The 22,257-nt window shown below is 41.8% G+C and carries 20 protein-coding genes; 13 read left to right on the forward strand and 7 right to left on the reverse strand.

Features of this window, described 5'->3' with window-relative positions:
- Positions 1 to 24 precede the first annotated feature (24 nt).
- The 6 genes from FTV41_RS03700 to FTV41_RS03725 all read left to right on the forward strand — a co-directional run bounded on the left by FTV41_RS03700 (position 25) and on the right by FTV41_RS03725 (position 6,606).
- Positions 25 to 1,551 (forward strand): aromatic/alkene/methane monooxygenase hydroxylase/oxygenase subunit alpha, encoded by a 1,527-nt coding sequence (locus FTV41_RS03700; protein WP_004971966.1) that lies wholly within the window; start codon positions 25 to 27, stop codon positions 1,549 to 1,551.
- Positions 1,552 to 1,668: 117 nt separating this feature from the next.
- Positions 1,669 to 2,031, forward strand: a complete 363-nt coding sequence (locus tag FTV41_RS03705) for a phenol hydroxylase subunit P4 (protein ID WP_104853300.1) — start codon at positions 1,669 to 1,671, stop codon at positions 2,029 to 2,031.
- 68 nt (positions 2,032 to 2,099) lie between these two features.
- Complete coding sequence (locus FTV41_RS03710) at positions 2,100 to 3,161, forward strand: NADH:ubiquinone reductase (Na(+)-transporting) subunit F (RefSeq protein ID WP_004971960.1); 1,062 nt, start codon at positions 2,100 to 2,102, stop codon at positions 3,159 to 3,161.
- Between the two features lie 200 nt (positions 3,162 to 3,361).
- Positions 3,362 to 4,282 (forward strand): catechol 1,2-dioxygenase, encoded by a 921-nt coding sequence (gene catA, locus FTV41_RS03715; protein WP_004971957.1) that lies wholly within the window; start codon positions 3,362 to 3,364, stop codon positions 4,280 to 4,282.
- Between the two features lie 155 nt (positions 4,283 to 4,437).
- Positions 4,438 to 5,310, forward strand: coding sequence for a transporter (locus tag FTV41_RS03720; RefSeq protein WP_004971953.1), 873 nt, complete (start codon positions 4,438 to 4,440; stop codon positions 5,308 to 5,310).
- A 240-nt stretch (positions 5,311 to 5,550) separates the two neighbouring features.
- The gene (locus FTV41_RS03725; protein WP_373682949.1) at positions 5,551 to 6,606 is read left to right on the forward strand and encodes an ArsO family NAD(P)H-dependent flavin-containing monooxygenase; all 1,056 of its coding nucleotides are present in this window, start codon (positions 5,551 to 5,553) and stop codon (positions 6,604 to 6,606) included.
- A 138-nt stretch (positions 6,607 to 6,744) separates the two neighbouring features.
- Here the strand turns inward: FTV41_RS03725 and FTV41_RS03730 are convergent, their stop codons facing one another.
- Both FTV41_RS03730 and FTV41_RS03735 read right to left on the reverse strand, forming a co-directional pair.
- Entirely contained in the window at positions 6,745 to 7,437 is a 693-nt protein-coding gene (locus tag FTV41_RS03730; RefSeq protein WP_004971950.1) for a pirin family protein, read from the reverse strand.
- A 202-nt stretch (positions 7,438 to 7,639) separates the two neighbouring features.
- Complete coding sequence (locus FTV41_RS03735) at positions 7,640 to 8,884, reverse strand: L,D-transpeptidase family protein (RefSeq protein WP_179996148.1); 1,245 nt, start codon at positions 8,882 to 8,884, stop codon at positions 7,640 to 7,642.
- 271 nt (positions 8,885 to 9,155) lie between these two features.
- Between FTV41_RS03735 and hemE the strand changes: the two genes are divergently transcribed.
- The 5 genes from hemE to FTV41_RS03760 all read left to right on the forward strand — a co-directional run bounded on the left by hemE (position 9,156) and on the right by FTV41_RS03760 (position 15,334).
- Positions 9,156 to 10,226: a uroporphyrinogen decarboxylase gene (gene hemE, locus FTV41_RS03740; protein WP_004971944.1), complete on the forward strand. Its 1,071-nt coding sequence runs from the start codon at positions 9,156 to 9,158 to the stop codon at positions 10,224 to 10,226.
- A gap of 72 nt (positions 10,227 to 10,298) precedes the next feature.
- Positions 10,299 to 11,120: a DUF817 family protein gene (locus FTV41_RS03745; protein ID WP_154320930.1), complete on the forward strand. Its 822-nt coding sequence runs from the start codon at positions 10,299 to 10,301 to the stop codon at positions 11,118 to 11,120.
- Between the two features lie 237 nt (positions 11,121 to 11,357).
- Complete coding sequence (locus tag FTV41_RS03750) at positions 11,358 to 11,828, forward strand: DUF3015 family protein (RefSeq protein ID WP_179996149.1); 471 nt, start codon at positions 11,358 to 11,360, stop codon at positions 11,826 to 11,828.
- Positions 11,829 to 11,923: 95 nt separating this feature from the next.
- Complete coding sequence (locus tag FTV41_RS03755; protein WP_179996150.1) at positions 11,924 to 13,873, forward strand: DUF4105 domain-containing protein; 1,950 nt, start codon at positions 11,924 to 11,926, stop codon at positions 13,871 to 13,873.
- A gap of 105 nt (positions 13,874 to 13,978) precedes the next feature.
- Complete coding sequence (locus FTV41_RS03760) at positions 13,979 to 15,334, forward strand: diguanylate cyclase (protein WP_104853199.1); 1,356 nt, start codon at positions 13,979 to 13,981, stop codon at positions 15,332 to 15,334.
- A 98-nt stretch (positions 15,335 to 15,432) separates the two neighbouring features.
- Here FTV41_RS03760 and folE read toward each other — a convergent pair whose 3' ends face one another.
- From folE to FTV41_RS03785, 5 genes are all read right to left on the reverse strand, one after another.
- Complete coding sequence (folE, locus tag FTV41_RS03765) at positions 15,433 to 15,981, reverse strand: GTP cyclohydrolase I FolE (protein ID WP_171062567.1); 549 nt, start codon at positions 15,979 to 15,981, stop codon at positions 15,433 to 15,435.
- A 93-nt stretch (positions 15,982 to 16,074) separates the two neighbouring features.
- Positions 16,075 to 16,764: a Smr/MutS family protein gene (locus FTV41_RS03770; protein ID WP_104853200.1), complete on the reverse strand. Its 690-nt coding sequence runs from the start codon at positions 16,762 to 16,764 to the stop codon at positions 16,075 to 16,077.
- Positions 16,765 to 16,780: 16 nt separating this feature from the next.
- Entirely contained in the window at positions 16,781 to 17,587 is an 807-nt protein-coding gene (trpC, locus tag FTV41_RS03775; RefSeq protein WP_104853201.1) for an indole-3-glycerol phosphate synthase TrpC, read from the reverse strand.
- 21 nt (positions 17,588 to 17,608) lie between these two features.
- Positions 17,609 to 18,655 (reverse strand): anthranilate phosphoribosyltransferase, encoded by a 1,047-nt coding sequence (trpD, locus tag FTV41_RS03780; RefSeq protein WP_104853302.1) that lies wholly within the window; start codon positions 18,653 to 18,655, stop codon positions 17,609 to 17,611.
- A 17-nt stretch (positions 18,656 to 18,672) separates the two neighbouring features.
- Positions 18,673 to 19,257: an aminodeoxychorismate/anthranilate synthase component II gene (locus FTV41_RS03785; RefSeq protein ID WP_004971915.1), complete on the reverse strand. Its 585-nt coding sequence runs from the start codon at positions 19,255 to 19,257 to the stop codon at positions 18,673 to 18,675.
- Between the two features lie 875 nt (positions 19,258 to 20,132).
- Here FTV41_RS03785 and glnA point away from each other — a divergent pair.
- On the forward strand, positions 20,133 to 21,548 hold the full coding sequence (gene glnA / locus FTV41_RS03790) for a type I glutamate--ammonia ligase (protein ID WP_171287402.1): 1,416 nt from the start codon (positions 20,133 to 20,135) through the stop codon (positions 21,546 to 21,548).
- Between the two features lie 207 nt (positions 21,549 to 21,755).
- Positions 21,756 to 22,244: a chorismate lyase gene (locus tag FTV41_RS03795; RefSeq protein WP_004971911.1), complete on the forward strand. Its 489-nt coding sequence runs from the start codon at positions 21,756 to 21,758 to the stop codon at positions 22,242 to 22,244.
- The last annotated feature ends 13 nt before the right edge of the window (positions 22,245 to 22,257 follow it).

Genomic DNA, 22,257 nt, shown 5'->3' on the forward strand with positions numbered 1-22,257 from the left:
CTAAAAAATTTAAGGATGATGAGCATGAATTCACAAGTTAAAACCCCAGCAAAAAAACTGAATGCCAAAGACCGTTATCGCGCACTTACTCGTGACTTGGATTGGGACTTTTCTTATGCAGACCGCAAAGAAGCCTTTCCATACGAAGAATTTGAAGGCATTAAAATTACAGACTGGTCTAAATGGGAAGATCCATTCCGTTTAACCATGGATGCTTACTGGAAGTATCAGGCAGAAAAAGAGAAAAAACTTTACGCCATTTTTGATGCTTTTGCACAAAACAACGGTCAAATGAACGTGACCAATGAGCGTTATTTGAATGCCATCAAACTGTTTTTAACTGCGGTAACTCCGCTTGAATATCAGGCATTCCAAGGTTATGCACATGTAGGGCGTCAGTTCAGTGGTGTAGGTGCACGTATCGCATCACAAATGCAGTCGATTGATGAATTACGTCACGTGCAGACGCAAATTCATGCCATGAGCCATTACAACAAATTCTTTGATGGTTTTCAGGATTGGTCGCACATGCATGACCGCGTTTGGTACTTGTCTGTACCAAAATCTTTCTTTGAAGATGCGCGTTCAGCAGGGCCGTTTGAGTTCTTGTTAGCCATTAGCTTTGCCTTTGAATATGTATTGACCAACTTGTTGTTCGTACCGTTCATGTCAGGTGCAGCACACAATGGCGATATGGCAACGGTCACCTTTGGTTTTAGTGCACAGTCCGATGAAGCACGTCACATGACTTTAGGTCTAGAAATCGTGAAATTCTTGTTAGAACAACACGAAGATAACGTGCCAATCGTACAGGAATGGATTGATAAGTGGTTCTGGCGTGGGACTCGTCTGTTATCTATAGTTGGCATGATGATGGACTACATGCTGCCAAACAAAGTGATGTCGTGGAAAGAAGCGTGGGAAACCTACTTTGAAGAAGCGGGCGGTGCGTTATTTAAAGACTTGAGCCGTTACGGTATTCGTATGCCGAAATATTCAGAAGTAATTACCAAAGAAAAAGAACACGTGTCGCATCAAGCGTGGTGGATTTTCTATAACTTCGGTCATGCAGCAGGTTTCCATACTTGGATTCCAACCGATCAGGAAATGGATTGGTTATCTGAAAAATATCCAGACACCTTTGACAAATACTACCGTCCAAAGTGGGAGTTAGCACGCAAGATGGAAGCAGAAGGCAAGCGTTTCTACAGCGCAGGCTTACCGCAATTGTGCCAAATTTGCCAAGTGCCAATGACTTTCACCGAAATGGATGGCGATCCGACCATGTTTACGTATCGTGAGTCTGTTTATAAAGGCGAGCGTTACCACACCTGTTCAGATGGTTGTCACGATATTTTTGAACGTGAACCTGAAAAATATGTGCAGGCATGGTTGCCAGTGAACCAAATTCTACAAGGCAACTGTGGTGGCTTAGATTTGGAAAACATGCTGCGCGAATATTATCGCTTCAATGTCGGTGCAGATAACTTGGATATTGAAGGTTCACCAGACCAGCAACGCTGGAAAAAATGGAAAGGTGATGCGGCTTAACGCTCATTCACTATCTAAAGTAAATATCTGAAATTTAAGTTATTTCAAGATTCAAATTTAAAAGGATTTCGGTTTGAGTCATTTGCGGCTCAAACCACCCCAATACGGAGAATGACCATGTCAGTACGCGCTATTCGCCCAGATTACGACTTTGAACCACGCGACCTACAAAAACACTATGGCGACAACATTTTGGTGTATGTGGGTTGGGATCATCACACTTTATATTGTTCTGCACACGCCATGTTGGTTTCGCCGCAGCAAACCTTTCAGGAATTTTTGGATCAGCAAATGCAGGCGGGTTTCCATCAACATCCTGACTTTGAAAACATTAAATGGGATGAAGTGCAATTTACTTTAAACAAACAGGTAATTCAGCCACGCCCTGAACAGACCTTGGCAGAAATTGGCTTCGATCAAAAATCACTACTGCGTTTTGTGACCCCAGGACTGAATGGGTACAAGGGCGCACACGTTTAAAACAGTAAGATCACAACAAAATAAAGACAGCAAAGCACAGTCAGTAAGTACAAGACAGGAGGTCGCAGATGAGCTATCAAGTCACAATTGAGCCAATTGGCACAACCATTGAGGTTGAAGAAGATCAAACCATTTTAGATGCCGCGTTACGTCAAGGCGTGTGGTTGCCATTTGCTTGTGGGCATGGCACTTGCGGCACTTGTAAAGTCCAAGTCACCGATGGTTATTATGATGTCGGCGAAGCGTCACCTTTCGCGCTGATGGATTTGGAACGTGAAGAACACAAAGTGTTGGCGTGCTGCTGTAAGCCTGAATCAGACATGACCATTGAAGCCGATGTTGATGAAGACCCAGATTTCTTGGGATATTTGGTTCAGGATTATCAGGCCAAAGTCCTTGAGGTAAAGGACTTATCTCCAACCATTAAAGGTGTGCGCTTGCAGTTAGACCGCCCGATGGAGTTTCAGGCAGGGCAATACATTAACGTGCAATTCCCGGGTATTGAAGGCACTCGTGCCTTCTCAATTGCCAATGCACCAAGCGAGCTCGGCATTATTGAATTGCATATTCGTCATGTTGTGGGCGGCAGTGCTACGACCTATGTGCATGAGCAGCTTGCGGCAGGCGACGCACTGGAAATTTCAGGGCCATACGGACAATTCTTTGTACGTAAATCGGATGATCAGGATGCGATTTTTATTGCAGGTGGTTCAGGTTTATCTAGCCCGCAATCTATGATTTTAGACTTACTAGAGTCGGGTGATACCCGCACCATTTACCTATTCCAAGGTGCGCGTGATGTTGCGGAATTATATAACCGAGAACTGTTTGAGCAGTTAGTCAAAGACTATCCAAACTTCCGCTACATTCCTGCATTAAATGCACCTAAAGCAGAAGACCATTGGACAGGATTTACAGGCTATGTGCATGAAGCGGTTGCCGATTATTTTGAGCAGCGTTGCGGTGGACACAAAGCCTATTTATGCGGCCCACCAGTCATGATTGATGCAGCAATTTCGACCTTAATGCAAAGCCGTTTGTTTGAGCGTGATATTCACACTGAACGCTTCTTGAGTGCTGCCGATGGTGCAAGTGGTCAGTCACGTTCAGCATTGTTTAAACATATTTAACACATATTTAAAAGTGGATAGGTGCTGCAATATTGTACTGAGCCTATCGAATTGCAATAGATAAAAAGTTTCCAAGGAAGTCGGTCAGTGTTGAGGCATTTAGCTCAGCACTGACACCATCATCAACACAGTAAGGCAGTGTCAAAAGCCAAAATAGCAATGCGACAACCAGCAAAGCCAAAATAGCCAAGGAGAGTTACATGGACCGTCAACAAATTGATACTTTAGTGAAGGAAATGAACGTAGACACCGCTACACGCCCTGTCGATCAGCGTGTGCAGCAAATAGTGGTGCGTTTAGTGGCAGATTTATTTCAAGCCATTGAAGATTTAGACATTCAGCCTTCAGAAGTGTGGAAAGGTCTGGAATATATTACCGATGCAGGCAAAGCCAATGAACTTGGTTTACTTGCAGCAGGTTTGGGTTTAGAACATTATCTAGATTTACGTGCCGATGAAGCCGATGCCAAAGCAGGCGTAACAGGCGGTACACCACGTACCATTGAAGGGCCACTTTATGTTGCAGGTGCGCCTGAATCAGTCGGTTTTGCGCGTATGGATGATGGTTCAGAATCAGACCATTTAGATACGTTAATTATTGAAGGTACAGTCACTGACACCAATGGCAATATCATTGAAAATGCCAAAGTCGAAGTTTGGCATGCCAACGGTTTAGGTAACTATTCATTCTTTGATAAATCTCAGTCTGACTTTAACTTACGCCGTACTATTTTCAGTGATGCCAATGGTAAATATGTGGCGCAAACGACCATGCCAGTCGGTTATGGCTGCCCACCAGACGGCACGACTCAAGCTTTATTAAACAAACTAGGTCGTCATGGCAACCGTCCATCTCACGTGCATTACTTCATTTCTGCACCAGGTTACCGCAAACTCACTACGCAATTTAACATTGAAGGTGATCAATACCTGTGGGATGACTTCGCATTTGCGACCCGTGAAGGTCTGGTTGCAACAGCGGTAGATGTGACCGATGCTGCAGAAATTCAGCGCCGTGGTTTAGACAAACCATTTAAGCACATCACCTTTAACTTTGAATTAGTCAAAGACACTGCAAATGCACCATCGACTGAAGTTGAACGTCGTCGTGCAAGTGCTTAATCCCACACCTTAAAACACAAAGTTTTAACACGTTCGCCAATACAGCATCAGCAAGTTCTTTGTTGATGCTGCCCTTAAAAGTCGGCTGTTCGCGCATGAATGATTCAGGCGCAGCAGGCAGACTTCATCAAAATTTCTATTGAATAGGATGTTCTATGAATAACAAAATTTGGGCACTCATGCTTTTGGGTGTCATGGCGACACACGTCAATGCAACAGAAAACGGTTTAGATACATTTGGATTAGGCGCAGAAGGCATTGCAGCAGGGGCTTTACCACCAGCTGGGGTATACTTACTCAACTACTATCAGAACTATCATGCCAGTGAGTTTAAAGACGGCCCAGACAATTTCCATGCCGATGTGAATGTCTATATTCCACGTTTGGTATGGATGACCCCCCAACACATTGCAGGCGGTCAGTTGGGTTTATATGCTGCACAGCCTTTGGTCGATTTGCGTTTAAATGTGATGGGCATGTCAGACTCTAACAGTGGTTTGGGCGATTTGATTATTGGCAGCATGTTGGGTTGGCATAAAGGCAATCATCACAGTGTAGCTGCTTTAGAAGGTGTGCTCGCAACAGGCGATTATGAAGATGCCAATCCACAACGTCCTGTAGTTGCCAACTTAGGTAAGAACTACAACACCATTCGTCCTATCTTTGCGTATTCTTATTTGCAGCCGCAAGGTTGGGAGTTTTCCACCAAAATGTCTTATAGCTTCAACAGTGAAAATGACGACACAAATTATCAGTCGGGGGATTATTTCGCTGGAGATTATGCAATCGGTTATCAATTGAATGATCAAGTCAAATTGGCACTCGAAGGTTATGTATTTAAACAAACCACAGATGATGAAGTGAATGGTGTCAGTATTGGCAATAAAGGACAGGCTCTATCTTTTGGTCCCGCGATTCAATACAAACGTGATAATTGGTCTTTGGAAGCAAAGTTTTTGAAAGAAACCGAAGTGGAACATCGTCCTGAAGGACACTCTTCGACTTTGAAATTGGTTTGGGCTTTTTAAAGCCCGAACCTGATTCTGCAGTGTTGCACATCAAGCTATCTTACAAAACAAAGTCAAGTTGAAAGACTTGGCTTTTTTGCAGCATCATTTTTCAAGATGGCTTGCTTCTAATTACGTGCTTCCATAAGTTGAGTTTGGTGGACTGAATTTTTAATCTCTCACGTGTTGCACTTATGCGCTAAGATTAGGCATAGCAACAGGGTGCGTATTGCGAGCAGGAGAGCCATTTTGAATCAAATAATGGATGCCGATGTAATTATTATTGGTGGCGGACAAGCAGCATTGGCCACGGCTTACTTTTTAAAACGGCAAAAAATCAATTTTCTGATCTTGGATAATCAAACGCAGTCGGGCGGTGCGTGGCAACATGCGTGGGATTCTTTACAGCTGTTCTCTCCAAATACATGGAGTTCTTTGTCCGGCTGGTTAATGCCAAAAACCGAACAGGAATATCCGAAACGATTAGAAGTGATTGACTATTTAACAGCGTATGAAACACGCTATCAATTTCCTGTGCTGCGTCCTGTGCAGGTCGAAAAAGTCCTGAAGGAAGGCAATGATTTAATTGTGTGTTCGGCACAGCAAAGCTGGCGAGCCAAAGCCGCTGTGAGTGCTACTGGAACGTGGAGTCAGCCTTTTATTCCTGCTTATACAGGACGCGAACGCTTTTTAGGCACACAAATTCATTCGGCTCATTACCGCAATGCCAATGCTTTTCAGGGCAAAAGAGTCATGATTGTCGGCGGGGGTAACTCAGGCGCACAAATTTTGGCAGAAGTGTCTAAAGTGGCCGAAACTTTTTGGGTTACACAGCAACCGCCAAGTTTTTTAGCCGATGATGTAGATGGACGGGTTTTATTTTCACGTGCCACGGAGCGCTTAAAAGCCCAGCAGGAAGGTCGCAGTATTGAACAACCGATCGGTGGTTTGGGCGATATTGTGATGATTCCAAGTGTCAAAGAAGCACGGCAACGTGATGTATTACATGGTCTGCCGCCATTTGACTATTTAACCGAACATAGTGCAGTTTGGGCAGATGGGCGCGAACAGGAAATTGATGCCATTATTTGGTGCACAGGTTTTAAGGCAGCATTGTCGCATTTACAAAGTTTGAATGTGGTTAATGCACAAGGCACAGTCGATGTGTTAGAAAATCGAGCGTTACAACAGCAAAATTTATGGTTGGTTGGTTATGGCGATTGGACAGGCGCAGCCTCGGCAACTTTAATTGGTGTTTCCCGAACCGCACGGAATGTGGCAGAGCAAATTGCTGCGTATTTGCAGACAACAGCGTAAAGTCATTAACGTGACAAAAACTGTGTTTAAAAAATGAATCATGCAATTTCAGCCATAAAAAAGCCCTCTGTAGAAGAGGGCAAGAGGGTAACTCAAAAAATTAAAGATGCTCAATCATAATAAGGTGACAGTCAGGACTTACTGTTTTGGTAAATCAAACCAAATGAACTGGCTGTCTTCTTTTGCTTCAATCACAGCATTATCAGCAAATAACAAAGCATCGCCCGCTTTAACTGTTTGCTCGCCAATGGTGATTTCACCACGAATTACATGCACATAGTTTACCGCTTGTGTTGCTGTAACTTCTAAACGATGTCCAGTTTCTAAAACAGCTGCTTTTACTTCTGCCTGTTGACGAATGTGCATTGGGGCATTGTCATTCGGGCCGACAATTAAATGCCACTGGTTGGGTGCTGTATTTGGGTCACGTTGAATTTGCTGATACGTCGGCTCTGCATCGCGTACATTCGGCTGAATCCAAATTTGCAGCATGTGTACTTCTTCATCACCATTGTTAATTTCGCTGTGCTGAACGCCTGTACCTGCGCTCATTAACTGCCATTCACCTGCAGTAATATGGCGTTCATTGCCCATGCTGTCGCGGTGGGAAATCGTACCACTTAATACACAGGTCAAAATTTCCATGTTGTCGTGTGGGTGAGTACCAAAACCATTATGTGCGGCAATACGGTCATCGTTAATGACACGTAAGGCACTAACACCCATATATTTCGGGTTATACCAATTACCAAAAGAGAAACTATGTTTGGTGTCTAACCACCCCATTTTCACATGACCACGATCTTCACTACGGTGTAAATAAGCATTCATGATAATGCTCCTATCATTTTTTTAACTTGAACTCATCTTAATCTTTTCACCGCAGCCGACCTAGAGGCGAACTGCAACATGCCGTTCTAAAATTGCAACATGTGTAGATTTTTTGCAGAACCTAGACATTTTAGAGTTTTATCGCGGCATTAAAAAACCCACGTAAAAACGTGGGTCTTTTGCGGTTTAAAGCGATCACTGATTATTCAAGGAATTTTACAGTCACGCCAGAACGTACTTTACGACCTAAATCGTTTGCATCCCAGTTGGTTAAACGGATACAACCATGCGACGCCGTTTTTGAAATGGTCGATGGGTTTGGTGTGCCGTGAATACCGAATGATTTTTTACTTAAACCAATCCAGATATTCCCCACAGGGCCGTTAGGGCCTGGTGGTAAAGACAGCGGTTTTAAGTTTTTGCCCTGAATAAAGTTACTTGGTGAATAGCTGTACCATGGGTTTGGTGCAACACCTGTCACTTTATAAGTACCTGTTGGCGATGGAGTATCTGCACTGCCAATGGTTGCTGGGAATGAGCCGACCATTTGGTTTTGTTTGTTGAACAAATACAGTTGTTTTGCACCTTTGTGCGCCACAATCAGGTGAATGTCTTCAGGTAAGTCATTGCGAACGTTGGTCACCAATAACTTTTCACCCACTTTATTAAATGTTGCATTCGGATTTAATTTCTTTAAGAAATTTTCATCCATGTGGAATTTTTCACCTAACATTTCACTTACGCGGGTGTAGTACAAGCCTTTCATTTTGGCTTGTTCTGCATAGTCATCCGGAATAGATTTCGCATAAGGACCTTTTAAGTCCGCTTCAGTAACCGTGTATTCTACAAATGCAGGACGTGAACCTTGACGTGCAACCAACGCATCCCAAGTTTCTTTGGTTAAAATACCCGTTGGGCTAATGCCATTCATTTGCTGGAATGATGCAATTGCTTTTAGGGTGTTCTTACCACTAGTGCCATCAATTGCACCTGGAGAAGCATGTGAATTGTTCAGCATCACGTGTGCACGTGCATACACAGGGAACTGACCTTTACCAATATTTTCATACCAAGTGGCATTATTTAAACCATCTAAAGTCCATGAAGCTTTTGGTGCTGCTGTGTTGGATGTAGCAGTTTGGCTTGCAGAGCTTTTTGTTGGTGCAGTGCCTACATCGGCAGTGGTATCTTCAGTTTTGTGTAGATCATCTAAGGTTTTTGAAGCCTTATTTAAATCATTTTGTTCTTGTTGCGTAATAGCAGTGTCTGTTGCATTTAGATTATTTTGTGCAGCCGATGCTTCTGTCGCTAAAGGATCAATCGGATCTTCAATAGCGGTATTGCTAATCACTTGTGGATTTAACGGTTGTTCAGCAGTAGATGCAGCAAAAGTAGTCCCTGCAAAAATGCAACTTAAACTCATTGCGAGTATTGTGCGAACCAACATGTAATTCAACCTTGAGAATTATTCATTTACATAGATAAAAACTAGCCAAGTATTGCAGAAAAACTAAGGAGATGCAGTAGTTGTTTTGTGTAAATATGCAAGATAACCCCAATTTTACAGTGACTTTTGTTTGTGTGATGTATTTCACATAAACGTAAGCTGAATTTGAACACTTAGAATAGGCTGAAAAGACGAGCAAGAAATGAAGTTATTAAAACTTCAACCTTTTTGATATGATGGCTGCAAGATTGAAAATGAGTTGGGAAAGTAAATGACGACCTTAAAAAATGATCGTTTTCTTCGTGCCTTATTACGTGAGCCAGTAGATTGCACGCCCGTATGGATGATGCGTCAGGCAGGACGTTATTTACCAGAATATCGTGCTACACGTGCGCAGGCAGGAGATTTTCTTTCTCTATGCAAAAATACTGAATTTGCCTGTGAAGTGACTTTACAGCCTTTGCGTCGTTATGAATTAGATGCTGCGATTTTATTTTCAGATATTTTAACTGTACCCGATGCATTAGGCTTAGGTCTGTATTTTGAAGTAGGCGAAGGGCCAAAGTTTCATAAAACGGTGCGTACCGAGCAAGACGTTGCCAATTTACCTAAATTTAATGCCAAGTCAGACTTAGACTATGTCATGAATGCAGTATCGACCATTCGTTCTGCTTTGGGCGGACAAGTGCCTTTAATTGGTTTTTCAGGTAGTCCATGGACTTTGGCAACGTATATGGTTGAAGGTGGTTCAAGCAAAGATTTCCGTTTCACCAAAAACATGATGTACGCACAGCCTGAAGTTTTACATGCACTATTAGACCGTTTGGCCGATGCAGTGACCGAATACTTAAATGCACAAATTGATGCAGGCGCACAGGCAGTACAAATTTTTGATAGTTGGGGCGGTGCATTGGCCCATCGTGAATATCTTGAATTTTCACTCCACTATATGCAGAAAATTGTGTCAGGTCTGCAACGTGAAAAAGATGGACGTAAAATCCCTGTTATTTTATTTACCAAAGGTGGCGGTCAATGGCTGGAGCCAATGATTGCAACAGGTGCAGATGCTTTTGGTCTGGACTGGACAACACCGTTAAATGTCGCACGTCAAACGGTGAGTGGTCGTGCCGCATTGCAAGGTAACTTAGACCCAGCCACTTTGTACGGTTCACCTGAAGCAATTGCCAAAGCAACACGTGCGATGCTAGATGATGCCTATGCCAATGGTGAAAAAACAGGTTATGTAGCCAACTTAGGGCATGGTATTACCCAGTGGGTAGACCCTGAACGTCCTAAAGTATTTATCGACACGGTTCATGAATACAGTGCCAAATATCTATAATCGCACAATGATATAGATGGATCATTTGTAGATGTATCGGTGTAATCTCAGCTTCAGTCAGGTTGTCACATCATGTGGATAACATGGCTAAAGTCAGGAGTTGAGTTTTCGACTAAGGCAGCTTCGGCTGCCTTATTTGGAATTTTATTGCTGATTGCATTTGCCCTGACTGCTTCAATGGGCAGTCAGGAATATTTCGGATTTTTCCGTTACGACTATTTATTATTCTATGCCTTAATTATTCAAGTTTGTCTTTTATATTTAAAACTGGAATCTTGGGCAGAAGCCAAAGTCATCGCTTTGTTTCATATTTTAGCGATGATCATGGAAATTTTTTTAACTCATCCACAAATTGCATCGTGGCAATATCCTCAACCTGCTGTCTTTAAAATTATGACCGTACCGCTTTTTGCAGGCTTTATGTATTCTGCAGTTGGCAGTTTCTTTGCGCGTTCTTTGCGTTTGTATCGGGTATCTTTACGGAATTTGCCGACTTTTAGCAATATGATGGCCTTGGCAGTGTTGTCGTACATCAACTTCATGAGCAAGTTTTTTATCCCCGATATTCGTTATGGCTTGTTTGCGTGGAGCGTTGTGATTTTCTGGAAAACCAAAATTCGTTTTCAATTACAACGGTCTCAATTACAACTGCCAATGTTGCCTGTATTGATGCTTTTGGCTTTTATTATTTGGGTCGCAGAAAACATTAGCACCTTTTATCAAATATGGTTGTATCCAAGTCAGGTCGATGCGTGGCACATGGTCGGCTGGGGCAAACTCGGTTCTTGGTATTTATTGCTGTTACTGAGTCTGGTTCTGGTCATGAAAATTTTGGGTTATCGCGATGCAGAAGGGCAGTGGACACTGAAAACTGAGGATCAACAGCAGCTGTAAATCTAAATGCTATCTTCAACACTAAAATCTATTTTCAAATTTAAGACCAATCTTTAAACTAAAAACCAATCGACGCTACAAAAATGCACAAAAATAATGCCTGATTTTGTGATAAATGTTTTGCCTTCTGAGTGACATCTCGCTATCTTAAAATAGTGTAATAAAAATTACACATAGCAATAAAGAATAACGATTCGAAGCATAATTTTTCGAATAATAAATCTCTGGAGTAAGGCGATGATTAAAAAATTAGCATTGGCTGCTGTCTTGGCAGTGGGTTCTACAGCAGCATTTGCAGACCGTGATGCAGGTTGTGGTATCGGTTCTCAAGTTTGGGCAGGTCAGTCTGGCAAAGTTGCAAAAATTTTAGCAGCCACCACCAACGGTATTTTTGCTAACCAATTATTTGGTATTACATTTGGTACTTTAGGTTGTAGCGGTACAGGTACAGTAACTGCACAAGTCGTGACTTTTACCAATGAAAACGCTGAATCATTGGCACGTGATATGGCAGTTGGTGAAGGTGAAAGCTTAAATGTATTGGCTGAATTGCTAAGCATTAAAGCTGAAGATAAAGCACACTTCTTTACAGTTTCTAAGCAAAACTTTGCTTCTATCTACTCTGCAGAAAACCAAACGTCTTTAGAAGTTCTGGCTTCTTTACAAAACGTAATGGCAAATGATGACGTATTAAAAGCATACGTTTAAGTTTGAATGAAAGCCCTGTGTAATTGCAGGGCTTTTTTATACCCAAATACAATGTTGAAATTCAAATTTGCCTATAAAAAACATATAAGATGTCCATGAAATTTTTTGTCTTGTGTACTGCTGCTTTTTTATCTCCTACGGTTTTTGCTTTATCTTCTGAAATATCAACCAGCCTGACTCAACAACTTTCTCCAAGTTCTGTGGCACAAAGGGCTGAAACTTTAGCCACATCTGCAAGCAATTATGTGCAAAAAGCCAAAGATTTGCACTTAGCAGAACAGGTGACTTGGCAGCGCTTAATGTATGCGCAGCAAGGCAAAAGTGAAGTGCAATATGCGGGCTATTTTGTGTCAGAACAAGGTGGAAGCAATTTAGACCAAGAGTTACTTCGCAATGTGCAGGCATTATTTGAAACAGCGCCTGCCAATCAATCGGTGCAGTGCAAATTTCCTGCACGTAGCCGCTGGTTAATTGAACAATTACAAATTCCTCAACAAGATTTGGCACAGGTGCAATGTCCTGAATTGGACGAATGGATTGGACAAATTAAACCTTATAAAGCAGTGCTGATTTATGCCACAGACTTTATGGGCAATCCAAGTTCTATGTTTGGGCATACTTTATTGCGCTTAGACCCAAAAGATCAAAAACAACTGAATTTAATTTCTTATGCTGTCAATTATGCAGCAACGGTAACGGGCAGCGAAGGTTGGTCTTATGCATGGAAAGGACTTACAGGGCAATATCCGGGTGAATATTCACTGATGCCGTATTACCGCAAAGTAAAAGAATATGGCGATTTAGAAAGCCGAGATTTGTGGGAATATGAACTGGCACTGAATGAGCAGGAAACCACATTTTTAGTGCAGCACATTTGGGAAATGAAGCATGTGCAATTTCCGTATTATTTTATCAGTGATAATTGTGCCTATCGCTTATTGGGTTTAATGGATTTGGTGCGCCCTGAGCTGAATTTACAGCAGCAGTTTAGAGTCGCATCTATTCCAATTGAAACACTAAAAGCTGTAGAGCAGGAAAATTTAGTGGCAGATGTTGTCTATCGTCCTGCTTTGGAAACTCAGTTATTGGCGCAAGCTAGACAACATGGCACAGCGTTGGCAAAAACTGCCCATCAAGTGGCCGAAGCAGAACCTGAAAATGTGGCGGCAGTTTTGCAAAATCACAGCCAAATCGATCAAGCTAAAATTCTGGAAATGGCTTATGACGATTTGTATCTGAAACTGATTGGACGCAAAATTGAAGCCAAAATTGCACAACCGCGACTGAGACAAATTTTAAGTTTAAGAAGTCAGATCAATTTAGAAAAACAACGTCAGGATGTCGCACGCCCTCAGGTCGATCCTGTGCAGGGGCATCATGCACGAAGCTTTGCTGTGCGTACTGGCGAGGTGCAAGGCGAGCATTTTGTAGAGTTGAGTCATCGACAGGCTTACCATGACTTACTTGATCCGCAAGGTGGTTTTCGTACAGGGACGCAACTCAACTTTTTAGAAGCTTCTGTGCAATATCGTGAAGACCGCTTAAAACTGAATCAGTTAGATTTACTCTCGGTGAACTCTTATAACCCAATGACCGCATTTAAAACACCACTTAGTTGGGGCTTTAATTTGGGTTGGCAGCAAGAAGCCCTGAATTCGCACGGGGCTTTTAGCGAAACGGAACAGCATGGTGTTTTAAGTTTAAAAACACAGTTTGGTTATAGCGTGGCTAATCAAGCGCGTGAACATTTGTGTTATGTGCAAATTCAAAATCATGTGCAAGCGGGTAAGGCTTTAGACAAAGTCTGGCGTGTTGGAATTGGCCCAACACTGGGTTGTCAAAATATCTGGTCAGCACGCATGAATAGTTTGGTTCAGCTTGAATTACCGTATTGGGAAGATCGTCACCAATGGCAATTTAAGCTGAACAGCCAGTTGCAATATGTACTCAACCCGCAGCATGTGTTGCGATTGGGTTGGGAATATCAACAACAGGACAAACAGGACTGGAACAAGACCAGTTTAGGCTATGTGCATTTTTTTTAAAGAGCTGTTGAATTTATACTGAATTGTAAAAAACCAGCTAAACAAGTTGAGTTGCTGGTGAAACCCGTTAAAATTTAGCAGTTTCTTTTGGCTGGGTTGTTGTGGATGTATCAAGAGTGTACGCATGAGCTTGCAGAGCAATGGAAGTCAATTTGCGAGCAATTTAAGCCAGAAGATTTGCAAGCGACATTCCAGTTTATTCAAGCACATGCAGAAGATTTTGTGATCGAGTTCTATCAGCAAATGTTGCTTGAAGAACATGCGACAGAATTTTTGTCTGCAGAGATGGTGAAGAATCGCTTAAAAAACTCTTTATATCAGTGGCTAATTTCCAGTTTTGAAGTTCCGTTTCAACACAATTATAACGAGATTGTAGAAAAGCAATTTAAAGTGGGCGATGTGCATGCACGTGTACAAATTCCATCTTGGCTGATTATTCGTGGTGTGCGCGTTATTATAAAAAAGGCTTTTGAGTTTTTTGCAACAGAAGCCAATAGCAACTTAAATCAGTTTAATTATTTAAGCCAAATTTTATGCTTTGCCACAGAAATTATGTGCCGATCTTATGAAATGAAGGTCGAAGTACATAATGATATGAAACATACCTATCGCTTATTTTCTGCCATGCAAGATGTTGCCGTGCACAAAGATCGACAACGCGGAACTTTGCTGGATTGGGAAAATGAACTGATGTTTCAGGTGGTGTCCGATCACACCAAAATGACGCAACCGATTTTATCTAAAACAGAATTTGGTTTATGGTTTATTCATAAAGCGGCTTATGCATTTTCAAGTTCGGAACAAGTACAAACTATTACTGAATTTATTTATCAGGTGGATGAATTAATTCAGAAAATTGGTCAATGTGAAAGTCAGGCACAGGCAATTGAAATGATTCAATCCATTCGTGCCAAGAATCGTGAAATTCTGCATTTAGTCGATCAAATTTTTCAGGTGTCTGAATATATCAATTCAGGCAATGATGCCTTAACTCAACTGCTCAACCGCCGTTATTTAAATACCATCGTGTCCCGTGAAATTAATTTTTCACGAAAAAATAATTCGCCTTTAACATTGTTGGCGATAGATGCCGATCATTTTAAATCAATCAATGACCGTTATGGACATGCAGCAGGAGATGATGCATTACAGTTTTTAGCTGATGTGATTTTGCAATATGCAAAAGGCAGTGACTATGCCTTCCGAATTGGCGGCGAAGAATTTTTACTGTTACAGATTGATACCACCATTGATCGTGCCTTGGTAGTCGCTGAAAATATTCGTAAACGTGTCGAAAAAGCCACATTAAAAACATCAACAGGTGAAGAATTTAACTTTACCATTAGTATAGGTGTGCATGAATATGATGGGCATCCAGACTATCAACGTTTTTTTGAAGAAGTGGATAAAGCCTTGTATATGGCAAAAAATAATGGACGCAACAATGTGTCTGTAGGTTGAATCTGAAGATGTATCAAGCTAATTTTTTAATCTAAAACCCAAAAATCCCGAACATAAATTTCGGGATTTTTTATTTGATTGAGGAACTTAGCCACAATTTAAAAACTCTCAGGCACCGCACTTAAAAATTCACGACGGGCTTCTTTATCTGTTTTAAAGTCACCTACAAAAGATACGGTACGTGTGGTCGATTCCTGTTTGCCTACACCGCGCATCATCATGCACATATGGGCTGAATCAATCACCACAGCAACACCGCGTGCTTTGGTCACTTCAGCCACAGCTTCCGCAATTTGCTGAGTCAGATTTTCCTGAATTTGCAAACGACGTGCAAACATTTCGGTAATACGGGCAAATTTAGACAAGCCTAAAACATTACCTTCAGGTAAATAGGCGATATGCACGCGACCATAAAATGGCAATAAATGATGTTCACACAGTGAGTAGAACTCAATATTTTTCACCAAGACCATTTCACGGTTGTCGGATGGAAATACGGCATTATTGGTCACTTCGGCTAAGGTTTGGCTATAGCCCGAAGTTAAATACGAAAAAGCTTTAGCAGCACGCATCGGCGTATCTTTTAGACCTGGACGATTAAGATCTTCACCAACGGCGGTTAGGATGTTTGCGTAGGATTGCTGCATAGACATAAGACGTGTTCACTTACACTGATATTGAACAAGGTCGGCATTGTAACAGAAAACTATTGCAATGCCTTGTTTAAAAGATGAAACCGATTACTGTTTAAACTTTGGGTTCTTTTCGCTGCGTTTAAGCAACACTAAAACTGCACCAGTGCCACCTTGTTTTTCAGGCGCACTCACAAAAGCCAAAACATCACGATGCTGACGCAGCCAGCCATTTACATAAGTTTTTAAAATGGCTTCAGGGCCTTTGCCATGCACAATTTTAATCACGTTCTGGTTTTCATCTTTAGCCATTTGAATGATTTGCAAAACGGCTACCCGCGCTTCTTCTACCGTACAACCGTGCAAATCAACAGCTTCAAACCAGCGTAAGTTGCCTGCTTTTAAATCTTCAAAGACTTTATGTTGCAAAGTTGCAATGCGATAGCTCAGCGAAGCTTGGCTGCCCACAGGGTTAAGCATGGCTTGCGTATCGGACAGCAAGGTATCATCGGTTTCCATAGGGCCTATGGCTGCTGCACGTTTGGCCAGCGTTTGGGCATCTGGTTTTTTCTTGGCAGTGTGTTCGATTTTTGCAATATTGCCTGCGTCCATTTTTTGAACGCCTTGCATTTGCTGACGAAACAATGCGAGATCATCTTCCTGTTGTTGCTCAGGCGTCTGAACTTTGGGTTCAGACGGCTTGGCAATGCTTGAAGTATGAGGCTGAGTGATTTGCTTTTTAAAAGATTTTAGTAAATTGTACTGTTCTTTAGAAAGCGAAGAATCATGTTTACTCATGGTATTTCAAATTGGATTATAGATTTTCAGGCTGACCAAACAGTGCCGTAAAGGCATGGTCAGGACGTGCTTGTTTCATAAAACTTTCACCGACCAAGAAACTGTGAATCTCATGGTCTTGCATCATGCGGACATCTTCTGGTGTGGCGATACCACTTTCAGTGACCAATAAACGCGCAGGCGGCAACAAGTTTTTTAAACGCAATGAGGTGTTTAAATCGACTTCAAAGGTTTTTAAATTTCGGTTATTGACCCCTAAAATACAACGCTCTGAAAGATTCAAAGCACGTTCCAATTCATTTTCATCATGCACTTCAACCAACACATCTAAGTGATGTTCAAAAGCCGTTTCCGACATTTCTTCCAACTGTTGGTCAGATAAGCAAGATACAATCAATAACACACAGTCTGCATGTAAGGCACGTGCTTCCACCACACCATACGGATCAATCAAGAAATCTTTACGCAGAGCAGGCAAGTTACAGTGTGAACGGGCAATCTGAATATTTTCATCTGCACCCTGAAAGAAATCGACATCAGTCAGCACAGATAAACAGGCTGCGCCTGCGGCTTCATATTGCTGTGCAATTTCGGCAGGGTCAAAGTTTTCACGAATAATGCCTTTAGATGGTGATGCTTTTTTAATTTCCGCAATCACCGCTGGGCGTTTGTTATGCAAGGCTTGTGCAAAGCCACGTGCAGGTGTTGCTGCACGTGCCAATTGTTCTAGGTCTGCATAACTGCGTTGTTTTAAACGCTCGGCAAACTCTTCTTTTTTACGTTCTACAATTTTACCTAAAATGGTATTGCTAATATCCACCATGATGCACCTTCCTGATTTGCTTTATGCTTCGTACTGTTTGAGCGTTTTGGTAAATTCAGACAACACGCCCATTTTTTCCAAAGCTTGTCCACCATAAATAATGTCATGTGCCAAAGCGACACCTTGTTTGTAGCTTGTAGTTAGACCCGAAACATAGATACCCGCACCCGCATTGAGTGCAATCATATTGGCCGCTTTTTCGCCTTTGTCTGATTTGTTTTTGCCTAAAGCATCTTTAATCAAACTCAAGCTTTCAGCAGAGTTTTCTACAATCAGTCCTGTTAAAGTTTGAGATTCAATTCCCACGCTTTCAGGGGTAAGTTCCCATTCGGTAATTTCACCATCTTTGAGTTCTGCAACATAAGTGCTCGAAGCAAGGCTAATTTCATCTAAACCATCTTTAGAATGCACCACCATGACATGCTCAGCACCGAGCTGTTTCATCACTTCTGCAATCGGGCGGCATAATTCATTGCTAAACACCCCAATGACAAAACGCTTTACACCCGCAGGGTTAGTCAATGGCCCAAGCAAGTTGAAAATACTGCGAATACCCAACTCTTTACGCGGGGTAACCGCATATTTCATGGCTTTGTGATGATTCGGTGCAAACAAGAAACCTACGCCCATTTCACGAATACAGCGTTCAGTTTGTTGCATGTTTAAGTCAAGATTAATGCCTGCTTGCTCAAGTAAGTCAGATGAGCCTGATTTGGTTGAAACCCCACGGTTACCGTGTTTGGCAATGGTTGCACCTGCAGCTGCAATGACAAAGGAAGAGGCGGTAGATACGTTAAATAGGTTTTGACCATCGCCACCTGTACCAACAATATCTACGAGAAAAGGAATATCGCTGACATCAATTTTGATGGCAAATTCACGCATTACACGTGCAGCAGCAGTAATTTCATCAATGCTTTCGCCTTTTAAGCGTAAGCCCATCATCAATGCACCAATTTGAGCGTCTGTTGCTTCGCCCGACATAATCGCGCGCATCACATCTTCCATTTGAGGCTGAGTCAGGTGAATTTGTTTTGTAATATGGTTGAGTGCTTGTTGAATATTCATGTGATTTGACTCGCTCATTATGCGTAAATTTCCAAAAAGTTTTTAAAGATTTGATGACCGTGTTGGCTCAGGATCGATTCGGGGTGAAATTGCACGCCTTCAACAGGCAAAGTTTTGTGCTTCACGCCCATAATTTCTTCCATCGAACCATCTGCTTCTTTGGTCCAGCATGTCACTTCCAGACAATCTGGCAAGGTTGCTTGATCAATCACCAAAGAGTGGTAACGGGTTGCAGAAAATGGTGAAGGCAGATTGCTAAAAATACCTGTGTTGCTGTGGTACATATCCGATAAACGACCATGCATCACGGTTTTAGCGCGCACAATGTTTCCACCAAAGGCTTGTCCGATACTTTGGTGTCCTAAACACACACCCAGTAACGGAATTTTGCCTGCAAAATGCTGAATTGCAGGAATAGAAATCCCTGCTTCAGATGGAGAACAAGGGCCTGGGCCAATCACCAAATACTTGGGTTGCCATCGCTCAATATCTTCTAATGTCACGGCATCATTACGAACGACTTTTACTTCCTGATTTAACTCGCCAAAATACTGGACGATGTTGTAGGTAAAAGAGTCATAGTTGTCGATCATTAAAAGCATGAGCTAACCTATTGAAAATTGAACACTTTAAGTGCTAAAGAGTCTGAGATAATTTGCTTTATTCCTGCGCCTATAACGAGAAAGGACTTTATTTTTCTTGTCGAAAAGAAGGTGGAATAAGGAAGCGCTTATCATCATAGCAAAAAATAAGCATTTTCTGCGGACTATTTATATGATAATCCCTGTTAAAGCTTATCAGCGCATTCACCAATTTATAGATTTTCAAAGCTTGCTGCGCAATGTTCAGGTTTGATCTGAAAGAAATGAACACATGATCAAACAGGGTCATTCACCAGTCATATTTTAGCTTCACACTTATAGATAACGTAAAAAATGCGCTAAAAAGTAGCATCATGGCGCATGTTATTAGCGGTTCACGTCAGGTAGTTTGAGTGCAGCGTTTCGATAGAAAATACAAATCTGCAGTATAGATATTTTCAATCAGTTTGATCGAAAATAATACAGGTTTAGGATTTTTAAACGATCTTATTATTTTTGCTCAATAAAAAATAAAGTGTTGTTTAAGATTGGTCGGATAATTTGCATTGCTTAATACAACCATGGCACAGCAAAATGCTTGCATAGATACTGTTTGAGCTATTTTTTGATCTACAATTCAACAGAAATAAAACATAAATGCACTAAAATGGTGCTATGTTTTGCAGTTTTAAATCAAATCAAATGAACAGTGTTTGAATATGGTGCAAATCGTATTTCTGACAGTATAATAGAGACAAAGTAATTTTTTTAAATGATGTATTCTCATACGGAATTCATGGTTTTAGCTTTGCTTTTAAAAGTTGGTACGCTAATTGCTTAATAACTGCCAACTACTAACACGCACTTTCGGGTGCAACAAAAAACATCGGAGCAAAATGAGCATGGCGAACAAGGTCCTTCAACTCATCCAAGAAAGTGGTGCAAAATGGGTCGATTTCCGCTTTACAGATACTAAGGGTAAAGAGCAGCACGTAACTTATCCTGCAGACAGTATCGATGAAGATACCTTTGAAGACGGTAAAATGTTTGATGGTTCTTCAATTGAAGGCTGGAAAGGAATCGAAGCATCAGACATGATCTTACGCCCAGATGCCAACACAGGTTTTATTGACCCGTTCTTTGCAGAACCAACAGTGGTTGTAACGTGTGATGTTATCGAACCATCGACAGGTCAAGGCTATGACCGCGATCCACGCTCTATTGCTCGCCGTGCTGAAGAATATTTAAAATCGACAGGTATTGGTGATACTGCTTTCTTTGGCCCAGAACCAGAATTCTTTGTATTTGACGAAGTAAAATGGGACATCGATATGTCTGGCGCGCGCCACACATTAATCGCTGAAGAAGCTGCATGGTCTACAGGTAAAGACTACGAAGCTGGTAACTCAGGTCACCGTCCACGTGTGAAAGGCGGTTATTTCCCAGTACCACCAGTAGATTCTTCTCAAGATATGCGTGCAGATATGTGTGCAAAAATTGAAGAAATCATGGGGCCTGGTCGTGTAGAAGTACATCACCATGAAGTTGCATCTTGCCAGTTAGAAATTGGTGTGAGCTTCAATACTATGGTGCGTAAGGCTGACGAAGTGCAACAGTTCAAATATGCAGTTTGGAACGTTGCGCATCAATATGCAAAAACTGCAACCTTTATGCCTAAACCAATGGTAGGCGATAACGGTTCAGGTATGCACGTACACATGTCTATCTCTAAAGATGGCAAAAACTTATTCGCAGGCGATGAATACGCAGGTTTGTCAGAAATGGCGTTGTACTTCATTGGCGGTATTATCAAACATGCCCGCTCTTTGAACGCGTTGACTAACCCATCGACCAACTCATATAAGCGTTTAGTACCGCACTTTGAAGCACCAATTATGTTGGCTTACTCAGCGCGTAACCGTTCTGCATCTATTCGTATTCCTTACGTGTCTAGCCCGAAAGGCAAACGTATTGAAGCGCGTTTCCCTGATCCAATGATGAACCCGTACTTAGGTTTTGCGGCATTGTTGATGGCGGGTCTTGACGGTATTCAAAACAAGATTCACCCAGGTGAAGCTGCAGATAAAAACTTGTATGACCTTCCGCCTGAAGAAGAAGCAAAAATCCCAACTGTGGCACACAACCTAGAAATGGCGCTTGATGCTTTGAAAGAAGATCACGACTATTTATTAAAAGGTGGTGTATTCACCAAAGACATGCTTGATGCTTATATCGAATTGAAAACTGAAGATGTACGTCGTTTGAACACGACGACTCACCCAGTTGAATTTGATATGTACTACAGCTTGTAATACATCAAAAATCTTAAATTTGAAAAACCCGCTTCGGCGGGTTTTTTGTTTTAGATGGTGCAATCATGGTTTTGAATTGGCATGGATTTTATCAAAATATAAGAATTCGCTTAATTTTTTTGGATAATTGCAGGGAATTGCGCCATCGGTCACAAAACTTTGCCTAAATTTGGGCTACACTAGGCTATCTTGTTAAGGTGGCGGAACATGCGAACACAGCCTATTTTTCCCAAGCAGGCAAATCTGCCTTCTGAATTAAAAACATGGCTATATGCAGCAGGTTCTTTGACCCAACAACTGACTCAGCTCGCAGGCGGACAATTTAAAGTTGAACCACTGCAGCAATCTTTTCAGCGTTTAAATTTACAAGATGCCCAGTGGATGCAAATGCCACATTGGCACACTTCATGGGTGCGTGAAAGCTATTTATATGGGTGTGATGAACAGCCATGGGTCAAAGCCAAAAGTATTTTTCCGATTCTAAGTTTGCAAAGCAAAGCCCGTTTATTTCAGCATATTGGCAATAAACCCATTGGCTGGTTTTTATTTCAGCGTACCAATCCGTTGTGTCAAAGGCGTGTGGTTTTGCTCGATGAAGGCTGGACACGACAGAGTTGCTATACTTGGCATGGCTGTAAATTTATTGTGCAAGAAACTTTTTTACCGCGTTTTGAGCAATTTATTCAACAACATTAAGATACGAGATTGG

Origin of the sequence: Acinetobacter sp. YH16051 (genome assembly GCF_013417135.1) — a bacterium.
Classification (GTDB): Bacteria; Pseudomonadota; Gammaproteobacteria; order Pseudomonadales; family Moraxellaceae; genus Acinetobacter; species Acinetobacter towneri.